This window comes from Hahella sp. NBU794 (genome assembly GCF_050749805.1).
Classification (GTDB): Bacteria; Pseudomonadota; Gammaproteobacteria; order Pseudomonadales; family Oleiphilaceae; genus Hahella.
The window spans coordinates 1837335-1850467 of record NZ_CP192738.1; the positions used below are offsets into that span (position 1 = coordinate 1837335).

Consider the following 13133-nt stretch of genomic DNA (forward strand, 5'->3'; position numbering starts at 1 on the left):
CATTTTTAACATTTTCTATGGAGAAACCCGGCGATTTTACGAAATCGCCAGGACTTCGCCTCAGTATTTTCCGTAAGTGCCTTCTTTCAAGGCGTCGAACAGGTTAGCGGCGGTGTGGGTTTCACCGTCGTACTCAACTTCTTCGTTGCCTTTCAGCTTAATGGTTTGGCCATCTTCGGTGGTGAACTCGTAAAAGGTGTTCTCCAGGTCTTTCTCTTTGACCAGTACGCCCTGGAAGGCTTCCGGGTTGAAGCGGAAGGTGGTGCAGCCTTTCAGGCCTTTTTCGTAGGCGTACATGTAAATGTCCTTGAACTCCCCATATGGGAAATCGGTCGGGACATTGGCGGTTTTGGAGATGGAGGAGTCCACCCACAGTTGCGCCGCCGCCTGAATATCCACGTGCTGCTTGGGCGTCACGTCGTCACTGGTAGTGAAGTACGCAGGTAGTTGCGCTTCGGCGTCCTCTGAGAATGGCATCGCTTTGGGATTGACCAGGTGGCGATACGCCAGCAGCTCATAGGAGAAAACGTCCATTTTCTCTTTGGTCTTCTTGCCCTGGCGAATCACGTTACGGGAATAGTGATGGGCGAAGCTGGGCTCAATACCGTTGCTGGCGTTGTTGGCCAGAGACAGGGAAATGGTGCCAGTAGGAGCAATGGACGTATGGTGGGTGAAGCGCGCGCCTTTTTTGGCCAGTGCGTCGACCAGCTTGGGATCAGCTTCCGCAACGCGCTGCATGTAGCGGCTGTACTTGGCGTGCAGCACTTTACCTTTCAGTTTGTCGCCGGCTTTGAGGCCGTCTTTCGCCATTTCCGGACGCAGGCGCAGCATTTCTTCGGTGACGACAAAAGTGTCTTCCATGATAGGAGCCGGACCTTTTTCTTTCGCCAGCTCCAAACCTTGGCGCCAGCCTTCCAGCGCCATTTCACGGCACACTTCTTCAGTGAAGCTGACGGATTCGTCTGATCCGTAAGGCATGCGCAGCATGGCCAGCGTGGAGCCCAGGCCCAGAATGCCCATGCCGTGGCGGCGCTTATACTGAATCTCGTGACGCTGACCTTCCAGCGGCAGACCGTTGATCTCCACCACGTTGTCCAGCATACGGGTGAAAATGGCCACAACCTTGCGATACTTATCGAAGTTGAACTTGGCGTTTTCAGTGAACGGATATTCCACGAACTTGGTCAGGTTCACTGAGCCCAGCAGACAGCTGCCGTAAGGCGGCAGAGGCTGTTCGCCGCAGGGGTTGGTGGCGCGAATGTTCTCGCAGAACCAGTTGTTGTTCATTTCGTTGACTTTATCGATCAGGATGAAGCCTGGCTCGGCGAAGTCATAAGTAGACGTCATGATGGCGTCCCAAATAGAACGCGCTTTAACTGTGCGGTAAATACGGCAGGCGACGCGGCCGCTTTCATCCGTCATATAGCCGTCTTTTACCGGGAAGTCGCGATACAGGTATTGGGTTTCGTCGTTGACGTCAATGTTGTCTTCTTCCGCTTCTTTGCGAGTGATGGGGAAGGAGAAACGCCAATCTTCGTCGTTTTGAACCGCTTTGATGAAGTCTTCAGTGATCAGCAGGGACAGGTTGAACTGACGCAGGCGACCGTCTTCGCGCTTGGCGCGAACGAAATCAAAGACGTCCGGGTGATGCACGTCGAAAGTGGCCATCTGCGCACCGCGGCGTCCGCCGGCGGAGGAGACGGTGAAACACATCTTGTCGAAGATATCCATGAACGACAATGGGCCGGAAGTGGTGGCGCCGGCGCCGGCTACATAAGCGCCTTTCGGACGCAGTGTGGAGAATTCATAACCAATGCCGCAGCCAGCCTTGAGGGTGAGGCCGGCTTCGTGGTTTTTCAGCAGGATATCGTCCATTGAATCCATGATGCTGCCGGATACGGTGCAGTTGATCGTGGACGTGGCGGGCTTGTGTTCTTCCGCTCCAGCGTTGGACATGATGCGACCGGCTGGAATGGCTCCGTTTTCCAGCGCCCATACGAAGTCCGCCAGCACCTTCTCGCGTATGCTGTCGGCTTCCACGGAGGACAGCGCCTTGGCGACGCGTTCGTAAGTACCCAGGATGTCTTTGTCCACTGGGCTTCCAGACTTGGTTTTCAGTTGGTATTTGGTTTCCCAGATATCGACGGAAGCGGGCTGCATATCAATAGGCGCGATAAGCTGCTGGACTTTGGCGTTCATAATATCCCTCAAATCTTCTAACCCCGAACAAGGTTTATTTTAAAACTGCAGTGTTGTTGGTCAGACCGCCAATTTCAGATAGCGCTGCGAGATACGACTGATTCGCAAGGTAAACTTCCTGTGTTGCGTTACAAAAACTGGCGACCACAATATGTTGTGCACCTTACTTGTGCGGCAGGTTGTGAAAAACCTGGTGTCCGATGAAGTTCTGTGTATGTCCGGGCCTTTGCGGCCCTGGAGAGAACGCGCCATTTTACGGGTAGAGACTCCCATCGGAGACTTGACTGTCAGAATGCGGGCTGTTAGCGGCTCTGACCCTATATATGGCGATTTCCGCAAAGTATAGCACTATATAATGTGATGTGAAGGCTTGTGAAAAAAATCATTTTAGCGTAGGTAAAGGCCTGTGGAAGGCGTTTATCAGACCTTTGGCCGCCGCATTTCTGGGCTGACGGGGAATATGACAGCAAGGTTGCATAGTAAAAATACGTCTATCAGGCGTCCACTATATATAGTGTTGCTATAAAGCTTAAAATTTAACCAAAATGATGCGCGGTAGAGGCTGATGAGCTGAAAGGAAGTAAGGCCGTGGCAGCCTTACTTTCTATACGGGATTGTCACAGGCTATACGGGCTTGCCACAGGTTCGTCTTAGGCGGAAGCCGGATGGGTGGGGATTTTCGGCGCCACTTTGGCGGCGACGCGAGGTTTCAGTTTGCTTTGGGACAGCAGCCAGGCGATGCAGTCCTTCAGTGTCTCTTCCGCATCACGAGGTTTGACTCCCAAATCTTTGGCCGCCTCGCTGCAATCATAGTACGCATAGCGGCCCACAACTTCGTAGACCAGATCGTAGGTAAATGGCGGTTTGATGTGCAGCAGCTTGCACAGTGTCTCCACCACGCGGGCGAATGTCAGAGTGAGGCCGCGGCCAGTCGGCAGGTGGATCGGTTTGACGCCGGTGAGGCGTTTCAAGGCCGCGCCAATTTCTTTAACTTCGATATTCTCTCCGCCCACGACGTAACGTTTGCAGTTTTCCCCTTTGCTTAACGCGGCGACATGAGCGGCGGCGACGTCGCGTACGTCAACCAGGTTTAATCCGCCAGGGTAGGTTTGCCCGAAACCGTTCAACCAATCCATCACTAACTGGTTGGAAGGAGTGATGCGATAGTCGTTCGGGCCCAACACGATAGCGGGGCAGATGACCACCAGGTGGATGTCATATTCGCGGGCCAGTTTCTGCGCGGCTTTTTCGCTGCGGGTCTTGGCGACGTAGTAGGCGTTTTGCGCGTCGTCGTTCCAGTCCTCGCCGCTGCGTAATGCATGCGGATCATAGGAAAAACCGATGGAGGCCACGGAGCTGGTGTACACCACACGCTTGACGCCGTGCTTATGGGCGGCCTTGAATACATTCTCCGCGCCTTGCAGCGCCGGTTCGACGATTTCCTCGACGGACTTGGCGATGGTTTTGTACACCGCGGCCATATGAATGATGGCGTCGCAACCTTCGGCGGCGGCTTCCACGGCGGCGGGGTCTTTGACGTCGCCGTAGGCGAACTCCGGCTTGAGTCCGTTGAGCCCGCGCAAATCTGAGCTTTTGCGCACAAAGGCGCGTACTTCATGGTTTTGGTCGAGTAGTTGCCTTACCACGTGGGAGCCGATATGTCCGTTTGCTCCGGTTACCAATACTTTCATGATGTCTCCAGCGTGATGGTCTTGTCTTTGTCTGTTGTAATAATCTAATCGGTCATAAGTACTATTAGCATTGGAATGCGGGTAGCTTAACTCCATCGGAGACGCGAGCCCAGACGAAATGCCCCTTGCAGGCGAATTTTTTGCCCTTTCTCGACTATGCTTAGTTCACATTGGTCATAAGTTATCCGGCCGATGGCGGATCAACCCAAAGGATCACTATTTTTCATGAGCGATGTGAACCGGACGCTTGCCCGCTCCATTCCAGAAACTGAAATACACGATGACGCGGATTTACTGACGAGGCTGGAGCAGCGTCTGGGATTTGTGCATGCGCGTCAGCGCCTGGGAATAGAACAGGATCATGCCCAACGGGTATTCGGCGGAGGAGGCATTAACTTTTTTCACCCGGAAAACTGGTACTCCATGCAAACTCTGATGCGCTGGACCTTCAAGCTGGCGGGAATGTATGAATGGGGGCGACGCAACGCCAGAAACATTCAAGTGACTCACAACCCTGTGCGGCACAGAAAGATTCCTGCTGTGTTCAAGGGCTTTCGCCTGCTGCATCTCACGGACCTCCATGTGGATATGGATGAAGCGATCACCGCTAGATTGTTGGAAATCACCGGTAGCCTGGAATATGACCTCTGTGTGATCACCGGCGATTATCGGGCGCAGACTTATGGTCCCGAAGAGGGCGCTCTGGAGGGAATGCGCCGCCTGCGTGAACGACTGCGGGGCGAGGCTTACGCCATTTTCGGCAATCACGACAGTATCCGTATGCTGCCGCCTCTGGAGGATATGGGCTATCGCATGTTGATGAACGAGTCTGCGCTGATTGAGAGAGAAGGAGAGAAAATCCAGGTCGTGGGCGTGGACGATCCTCACTACTATCGCGTGGACAATCTGCAGATGGCGGCGCAGGGCCTGGATATGTCCCGCTATACTCTGTTGTTGTCGCATACGCCGGAAATTTTCAAACAGGCGGCGCACGCGGGCATCGATCTCATGTTGTGCGGTCATACCCACGGAGGCCAGGTGTGTCTGCCTGGCGGAACTGCGATTACGCTCGACTCGGATTGTCCTCGCTTTGTTGGCAGAGGAAACTGGCGCTGGCGTGATATGGATGGCTACACCAGCACCGGCGCCGGCAGCTCGTTATTGCCGGTGCGCTTTAATTGTCCGCCGGAAGTGGTGGTGCATACGTTTTACCCGGGTTAAACCTGTTTTCCGTGGTGAAGTAGCGCTGAAACAGCAGTGGGTCATCCAAATGGCGCCGACTGGCGAAGGCGACGGCGTGATGTCCCCACTGTCGCATGGCCCCTGCGGAAGGGACGCCCATATTCCAAATCAGAAATCGCTCCAGTCGCTCCGTCCCCTCTACTAAACCATCAGGCTGGAACAGGCTTAGCCATGTATCGCCGTCGTGCATCAGGCGCAGAGCGTTGTAATCCTGTAATCGATAAGCCGGGGCTTTCTCTGGAATATTCTCGCGGGGACGGTGCTCCAGTCCCACGACATAATGCGCGCCTGAGCTTAAGTACAGGACTGGCGTCTCGGAGGCCAGTTCGGGCGGCGGCGGTAAGATGATCAGGCGTTCATCGTCTGGCGGCGCGCCCGCAAAGCGAATGTTGGGCTGAACGGGATACCATTTATGATAACAACCACAGGGATGCACGCTATCAAAGAACAGAGGGACGCCTTGTGGGTCCAGCGTCACTCGCCACATCAGGCCATCCAGGGTTCCTCCCAGAATGTCGAAGGGACTGGTTTTGGGGCGGCTGTTAAACCAGAAAACGTAGACAAGCTGCGGCAGCCACTGTCCTTGCCAGTAAGTCTGCGAGACCAGCGTATAGGCGGTGGGCGTCGCATCAGTGGTCCAGCTTTGCCCTTCGCGAACTGGGCGTCCGGGGATATCGAAGTCGCCTCGCGTTTCGACCACCAGATCCGGGCTGTAGTAAGCGAATAGGCGCCGCCATTCCTGCTTGGAAAGTGAAGGTAATCCCAGGCTGTCCTTGGGTAATGGGAAATTGAGTGGCGGCGCGCTGACCCGGGTGGCCGGTATGTAACGTCGCCATTCACCTGTTGGCTGATAATGTTGATACACCGCAGTCACCTCGTCATTCAAGACGTCAACACGCCAGCTGATCAGTGGCTGCAATACGGCGGATAATCCCAGCCATCGGCGTAGACTGATGTAATCCTCTGGATAACTCAGGGTCTGCAGATGACGCCAGAATGCGAGTTGGTCGACTAATTGATCAGCTCGCCGATGCAGACAGCTTTCCAGCGAATCGAGAAAAAACGGTTGAAGAAGGCGCTGGTTTTCCATGTTTCTGGCAAGGCGGCCTTTGGCGTAGGCGCGCGCCAGCCAGTCACGTCTTTGTTCTGTATCCAACGCATTCTTGCTCAGGAGCGACAGCGTGCGGTCCATGCGCAGGTATTCGTAATCGGGAACCGGCCAGTCTTGTCCGTCAAATGTATGCTGACGAGAGACTGCCTGCTGAAATTGGCTCCAATCGTCGGCGCAGGGAAGGGGCAAAGGCGTCGCTGGCGATTCTGACGGGTGGTAGCCTACGGAGGCGCAGGCGGACAAGGTCATTAATAAGACCGTTAACGTTAGACGCCTGATGGCGGTAATCATATCGTCCTCGTTACGCATGGGTGGGTTTCGCGGCCTGTTCAGACAGGGCAGGATGCGTGTCTCGAATAAGGCGGACTGACCCAGTTTTTGTCCTGACCGGCTGTTTTCGTAAGCGGCGGCCCGGACTATGATGAATAAACATCTGCCTATACAAGAATAATACTTGCGGAGGGAATCCATGTTGAATTTAGCCACTATTCTTACTGAGAGCGCCAAACGTCATCCTCAAAAGGAGGCGCTGGTGTGCGGAGCCGTTCGCCTGACCTACGACCAGGTTGAACATATGACGAATCAGGTCGCCAATAATTTGCTGGCGGCGGGTATTCAGCCCGGCGACCGGGTGGCGCTAAGCTGTCCTAATCTCCATTTCTTTCCTGTCGCTTACTTCGGCATCGTCAAAGCCGGTGCGGTAGCGGTTCCGTTAAATGTGTTGCTCAGCGAAGATGAAATCGCCTATCACCTGCGCGATTCGCAAGCCAAGGCCTATATCTGTTTCGAAGGCGTCGCTGACCTGCCGTTGGGGCCACGAGGCGTGGCGGCCTACCATGCTGTCGCCGAGTGTGAGCGCTTTTGGTTGATTCCCAGCGGAGCGGGATTGGTAAAAAGCGACATACCCGCGCTGTTTGATGAGCTTCTGTCGGGTGATGAACCTGCGCCGGATATTGTGACTCAGGCGGATGACACCGTCGTGGTTCTATATACCTCCGGCACTACCGGTAAACCCAAAGGCGCTGAGCTGACTCACGCTAATATTTTCCTGAATGTGGCGCAATTCGCCCGGCTCAGCGAAGCGCGCCTCGATGATAACCAGCTGGTGGCGTTGCCGTTGTTTCACACATTTGGACAGACGGTGCAGATGTGCGGCGGCTTTTATAACAGCAACAAACTGGTGTTGATTCCCCGTTTTGATCCTAAAGCCGTGGTGGACGCCATGGTGAAAGAGGACATTACCGTATTCTGCGGCGTTCCCACCATGTATTGGGCGTTGCTGCACGGCATTGAGCTGGACGAAGCCACGGTTGCGCAGATTCGCGACCGCTTACGGCTATGCGGATCGGGCGGGTCTTCTTTGGCCATTGAGATCCTGCGCGGCTTTGAAGCCAAATTTCAGGTGCCGATTCTGGAAGGTTACGGCCTCTCCGAAACGTCGCCGGTCGCCTCTTTTAATGTGTTGGATCGTCCTCGTAAGCCCGGCTCGGTGGGCGTGCCAATCTGGGGCGTGGATATCAAGGTCGTCGATGAGAAAGGCGCTGAGGTCGCCCGAGGGCAGCGGGGAGAAATTGTTATCCGTGGGCATAACATAATGAAGGGGTATCTGAATCGACCTGAAGCGACAGCGGACGCCATTCGCAGGGGCTGGTTTCACTCTGGCGATATTGGGTATATGGATGAAGACAGCTATCTGTTCATCGTGGATCGCCTGAAAGACATGATTATCCGGGGCGGATATAACGTTTATCCCCGTGAACTGGAAGAGACTATCTTGACGCACCCTGCGGTGTCTCTGGCTGCGGTGGTGGGCGTGCCAGACTCGCAATACGGCGAGGAGATCAAAGCCTTCGTTATATTGAAAGAAGGCGCCAGCGCCGACGCGGATGCAATCCGGGAGTGGTGCAAGAGCAAAATGGCGGCCTACAAATACCCGCGCCTGGTGGAGGTGTGCGATAGCCTGCCGATGACGGCCACCGGCAAAATTTTAAAGAGGGAGCTCAAATCACTTTAATTGCTGCGAACGCCAATGCCCTTGAGTACAAACAGGAAAGGGCATAGGCGATTTGTTATAAAAAATGACGAAAAGATGACGGCTTTTTCTTTTTGAGGGCGCTTATTAGGAGGAAAACAGGCAGTAACGACCCTGATATACGACTAAGGCCCCTCAGGCCTAAGGGAAAGAAAATGAAAGCACACATCTTTGCAGCACTGCTTGCGTTAATGATGGTGATGTTCCAAGTATTTCTAATGCAGAACAGCAGCGAAAAAACCGTTACCCAGAAAACCGGCGAGCAAGAAAACGCGCATGCCGCTATTCAAGAAGTCGCATTCAATTTCACTTGGCAAGAACCGCAACTGCTGAAAGCCGTTGACGAGCAGTGGAACTAGCGCGAAGGATCGCGCTGTCTGAAAATCTAGTTTGCTAGCCGCCCCTCAGCTCCCTAAAATACGAAGAATAAACAAGATTCTTCAGCATAGGGAATGCATGTTCCCCCGAATTCAGCAGGACTAAAGACTATGGCTGGCTCTCGCAACGTAACTCAGCTACTGGCCGACTGGCAGGCCGGTGATTCGCAAGCCCTTAATCATATTATCGAATCTCTGCACGGCGAACTGCGCACCATTGCGGGCCGCTACATGGCGGGCGAGCGTCAGGGGCACATGTTGCAGGCCACCGCGCTGGTGAATGAGGCCTATTTGCACCTGGTGGATGCAGAGGTTGCCTGGAACGATCGTATTCACTTTCTCGCCGTGGCGGCGCAGACCATGCGTCGCATCCTTGTAGACCATGCCCGTGCGCAGAAGCGTAAGAAGCGCGGCGGCGACGACATTCAGGTAACGCTGCATGAAGCGCAGATTTGCGATGACGGCAGTCAGCCAGACCTGCTTGACCTGGAAGACATCCTGCAAAAACTCTCCAATGTGGATGAGCGTAAGGCGCGCATCGTGGAGATGAGTTTCTTCGGAGGCATGACTCAGGAAGAAATCGCAGAATATCTGCAAGTTTCCCTCTCCACAGTGGAAAGGGACCTGCGTTTCGCCAAAGCCTGGCTGGTGAAAGAGCTTAAAATCTAGTCACGGCGCTCTGTTCAGAGCGCTATCTCTTTCAATTGCTGACTCACGATTTGCCGGTATTGGGGCTTGATATGCCCCACCAGCGAATTGATCAGAATTTCACGATTATCTGACGTGGATGCGTAACGCTGAATCAGTTTGGGAGCGGCCGGGCCGACATGGGCGGTTAGAGCCGCCGCCAGGCGCAACAGATACAAATCCGTCAACTCCTCCTTCACTACCGCTTCCTGATTCTCAATGCGATGATCCTGACGAGCCCTGTTTTTGGCCCCGGCCTGAGCGATAGGCTGAATAGTAGTGAGCCATTGCAGCACTTTGCCCATGGAGTCGAGGCGCTTTTCCGGCTTTTTATGCAGCATCGCCGTCAATAATCGCTTGAACAGCGGGTACTCCTGGAAAACCGCCAGACTGTAGTCCGGTTCTTCGTGCATGACGGCGTGTAATACGGTGGAGGATTTTTCGCCGTCGAACATTTCTCTGCCGGTCAGCATCTCATAAATCAACGTCGCCACGGACCATACGTCTGTCTGCAGGCCCATGTCGCGACCTTGCAACTGTTCTGGCGACATATAGCGCAGGGTGCCCATACGGGCTCCGCCCAAGGTGATATCGACGCCAGACAGCTTGGCGATGCCGAAGTCCAGTATTTTGACGATGCCGTCCTCGGAAAGCAGGATGTTGGCGGGTTTGATATCCCGGTGAATGATGTCGCGTTGGTGGGCCGCCTGCAGACCATAAGCAATCTGCTTGGCGATGCGGACTACCTGATCCGGCGCCAGCGCGCCTTTGGTCAGCGCATTTTCCAGCGTCTCGCCGCTATAGTATTGCATGGCGATATACATGCCGCCGTCACTCATGGCGCCGACATCATGGATAACGCAAACGTTTGGATGATCCAGGCGGGATATGGCTTTGGCTTCCTGCATCAGGCGAAAACGGACGCGTTCGTCGGTCGCGACTTCCGGCGCCAGACACTTCAGGGCCACAAAGCGCTCCAGTCGCGTATCTTCCGCCTTATACACCCAGCCCATGCCGCCTTCTCCGATCTTACGAATGATCTTGTAAGGGCCGACCATGACGCCGGGATGCATCTTCGGCAGCACCAGTGTGGCCTCGGCGGAGGCGATGTCATATTGCTTGGGGAGGATGTCGTCGACGTGCTCATCAGCCTGCACCAGTTGCAGGACTTCTTTCTTCAGCTCGTTGTCCTGGCAATGAATATCCAGATAAGCCCGTTGTTCTTCTGTGGATAGGTCCGCGATTGCTTCGAACAGTTCTTGTATTTGATTCCAGCGAGATACATCCATAATGCGCAGTAGCTTATTTGTCTTAGTTGCTGCTGTTCGGACCAGCGCCGGATGTCCAGGACGGCGTGGGTCGGTTTATTGGGGATAGCGAGTGTCCCGATGGCGCGGCGCATCGATATCCTCCAGTCCTGTGGAAATTATAGCCTCAGGTGCGGGCCAACCTCTGATTATTGCAATAATCCATCTGCGCAAACATTAACCTGAGGGCGGTTCGGCTTGGTTATATTAACCTCTAAGCGCTGAAATGTCGCAATTGCCCGTCGCTGGCGTTGCAGACGATGTTGATTCAGCCAATCATGGTTGGTGGACAAAGATGTTTAAGGAATGGGATATGGCTGAAAAACACCTGCTGATCGTCGCGCATGCGCCTTCCCCCAATACGCAAAGACTGATTGAGGCGGTGATGCGCGGCGCAGGGCATGAGGATATCGAGACGGTGACAACGACGTGGATTCCTCCGCTTCAGGCGACGCCGGAGGATGTGTTGGCCTGCGATGCGATTATACTCGGGACGACAGAAAACCTGGGATATATGAGCGGAGCCCTGAAAGATTTTTTCGATCGCTGCTACTACCCCTGTCTGGAGAAAACCCAGGGACTGCCTTATGCGTTATACATCCGCGCTGGCCATGATGGGACGGGAACCCGGCGGGCGGTGGAGAGCATTGTCACTGGTTTGCGTTGGCGCGCGGCGAGAGAGCCTTTGATCTGTCGGGGAGAGTTTCAGGAAGTATTTGTGGCGCAGTGTGAGGAGTTTGGCATGTATGTGGCGGCTTCGCTGGACGCCGGCATCATATGATAACGATTCTTTTGCTGTAGAGCAGAGAAGGGCGCATGATCACGCCCTTCAAAACCGAACCCAGGTCTTAGGCAAGAACAGGGAAAAGTCCTTTCAGGCCGTTGGCGATAAACTCAATGGCGATCGCCGCCAGAATTAAACCCATGATACGGGTGAAGATATTGATGCGGGTCTTGGTCAGGTGGCTGGAAAACCAGGGGATCATGGAGAACACAAGCCACAAGGTCAGGCAGAGTATCAAAATCGCCACGCCCACCAAGGCGTAGTGAGCCGCGTCAGTGCCCCGGTGGGCATAAAGAATTACGGTGCTGATCGCTCCTGGGCCCGCGAGCAGCGGCATTGCCAGGGGGACAATTGCGACAGAGTGATGATGCCCTTCCTCTTCCACGGTTTCTTCTTCTGTATGCACGGTGGCGCTGACTTTGGCGTGCAACATGGATATGGCCATCAACAGAATCAGGATGCCGCCGGCTACCCGGAATGAGTTGATTGTGATGCCGAAGAAGCTCAGCAGGTATTCGCCTAATAACATGGATATCAGCAGGATCAGGCCCACGGCGATGACCACGGATTTGCCGATTTTCTTACGTTCCGCTCCGCTGACGTTGGAGGTGAAGGCGACGAATATGGGAACCGCGTTAACCGGGTTCACGATGGCCATCAGGCCGATGAGAATCTTGGTGTATTCATGGAACTCAAGCATAGACGGCGCGCCTTTTACTCGTAAGTAAGGGGAGGTAAAAATTCGGCGCAATCATAGCGGCGGGCCGCTTAATAATCGAGGTAATAAATATACCTACCGTCAGGCGCCGCCATGCTCGTCCGAGTTCCGGCTGCCTATCCGGGACGGCTGAGCGTCCCGGATATCGACAGCTTACTGCATGTAAACGTCAGTAATGGATTTGGCTTCACCGGAGTCGGTGATGGCCTTGAAGCCGGCCTGCAGCGCTTTCAGCACTTCGGGGCTGGTTTCTTTGTTGATCGCCATATACATCGGGGTGGTTTTGAACACCAGGGCGGGAACCAGGTTAGTCATGTCTTCCACTTCCGACGCCACGTAAGGACCGGACAGGCCGTCAGTCACCCACAGGTCGATCTGATCCAGCGCCAGACGGCGTGGGTTCAGGCTGTCGTTGGCGATGGTGGATACATTGAAGCCGCGCTCGATGAGATAGTTGCTCATGACGTCGCCTTTGTAGCCGCCGATACGGTACTTTTTAGCCTGATCAAGGCTGGTCAGCTTCAGGTTGGAGCCCGGTTTGGCGAACAACGTCCATCTGATCTCCGCCAATGGTCCGATCCACTCGAAATAGGGGAGGCGGTCATCGGTTTTGGATACGCAGTAAATGGCGTGGTTGGGTTTGTTTTTGGAACGGTTCATGGACGTAGCCAGATCCCGCAGTTTCAGAGAATACTCAAGAGGCGTACGCTTCAGCAGCGCTCTCACCATCTCCGTACACAACCCTGCAATCTCTTCTTCTTTGTGGGCGAAAGGCTGCCCGCTCAGAGACATGTTATAGGGAGGGTAGTTCTCGGTAAAAATATGCAGCTTTTCCGCAGCCAAGCTTTTACCGCTGACAAGGGCCGCCAGTAGCATATAAGTCCAAAAAGCCAGTTTGGATCTCATATTCAAATATCACCTCTATTTACTTAAAAACGCTTCGTTGGCGCCCGGATGCATCCCGTGCGCCGGCCTTATTAACCAG

The 13133-nt window shown here is 54.4% G+C and carries 11 protein-coding genes; 5 read left to right on the forward strand and 6 right to left on the reverse strand.

Annotation, left to right across the window (positions count from 1 at the left end; all coding sequences use genetic code 11):
* Window positions 1–60 precede the first annotated feature (60 nt).
* Window positions 61–2199, reverse strand: coding sequence for an adenosylcobalamin-dependent ribonucleoside-diphosphate reductase (locus ACQYWX_RS08310; protein ID WP_216737229.1), 2139 nt, complete (start codon window positions 2197–2199; stop codon window positions 61–63).
* A gap of 650 nt (window positions 2200–2849) precedes the next feature.
* A complete protein-coding gene (locus ACQYWX_RS08315; protein WP_431688454.1) occupies window positions 2850–3890 on the reverse strand; it encodes an NAD-dependent epimerase/dehydratase family protein in 1041 nt (346 codons plus the stop codon).
* 225 nt (window positions 3891–4115) lie between these two features.
* Here ACQYWX_RS08315 and ACQYWX_RS08320 point away from each other — a divergent pair, with 225 nt between their 5' ends.
* Window positions 4116–5111 (forward strand): metallophosphoesterase, encoded by a 996-nt coding sequence (locus tag ACQYWX_RS08320; protein ID WP_431688455.1) that lies wholly within the window; start codon window positions 4116–4118, stop codon window positions 5109–5111.
* Here the strand turns inward: ACQYWX_RS08320 and ACQYWX_RS08325 are convergent.
* Window positions 5065–6534 (reverse strand): hypothetical protein, encoded by a 1470-nt coding sequence (locus ACQYWX_RS08325; RefSeq protein ID WP_431688456.1) that lies wholly within the window; start codon window positions 6532–6534, stop codon window positions 5065–5067. The two genes, ACQYWX_RS08320 and ACQYWX_RS08325, sit on opposite strands and share 47 nt — an antisense overlap.
* A gap of 178 nt (window positions 6535–6712) precedes the next feature.
* Between ACQYWX_RS08325 and ACQYWX_RS08330 the strand changes: the two genes are divergently transcribed.
* The 3 genes from ACQYWX_RS08330 (at window position 6713) to ACQYWX_RS08340 (ending at window position 9321) form a co-directional block, all read left to right on the forward strand.
* Window positions 6713–8257, forward strand: coding sequence for a long-chain-fatty-acid--CoA ligase (locus ACQYWX_RS08330; RefSeq protein ID WP_431688457.1), 1545 nt, complete (start codon window positions 6713–6715; stop codon window positions 8255–8257).
* Between the two features lie 173 nt (window positions 8258–8430).
* A complete protein-coding gene (locus ACQYWX_RS08335; protein ID WP_216737224.1) occupies window positions 8431–8634 on the forward strand; it encodes a hypothetical protein in 204 nt (67 codons plus the stop codon).
* Between the two features lie 129 nt (window positions 8635–8763).
* Window positions 8764–9321 (forward strand): sigma-70 family RNA polymerase sigma factor, encoded by a 558-nt coding sequence (locus tag ACQYWX_RS08340; protein ID WP_011398644.1) that lies wholly within the window; start codon window positions 8764–8766, stop codon window positions 9319–9321.
* 14 nt (window positions 9322–9335) lie between these two features.
* Here the strand turns inward: ACQYWX_RS08340 and ACQYWX_RS08345 are convergent, their stop codons facing one another.
* Window positions 9336–10628: a serine/threonine protein kinase gene (locus tag ACQYWX_RS08345; RefSeq protein WP_431688458.1), complete on the reverse strand. Its 1293-nt coding sequence runs from the start codon at window positions 10626–10628 to the stop codon at window positions 9336–9338.
* Between the two features lie 331 nt (window positions 10629–10959).
* Between ACQYWX_RS08345 and ACQYWX_RS08350 the strand changes: the two genes are divergently transcribed.
* Complete coding sequence (locus ACQYWX_RS08350; RefSeq protein WP_431688459.1) at window positions 10960–11427, forward strand: flavodoxin family protein; 468 nt, start codon at window positions 10960–10962, stop codon at window positions 11425–11427.
* A gap of 67 nt (window positions 11428–11494) precedes the next feature.
* Here ACQYWX_RS08350 and ACQYWX_RS08355 read toward each other — a convergent pair whose 3' ends face one another.
* Both ACQYWX_RS08355 and ACQYWX_RS08360 read right to left on the reverse strand, forming a co-directional pair.
* Entirely contained in the window at window positions 11495–12130 is a 636-nt protein-coding gene (locus tag ACQYWX_RS08355) for a YchE family NAAT transporter (RefSeq protein ID WP_011398640.1), read from the reverse strand.
* Window positions 12131–12301: 171 nt separating this feature from the next.
* Window positions 12302–13054, reverse strand: coding sequence for a substrate-binding periplasmic protein (locus ACQYWX_RS08360; protein WP_127969340.1), 753 nt, complete (start codon window positions 13052–13054; stop codon window positions 12302–12304).
* Window positions 13055–13133: the final 79 nt, after the last annotated feature.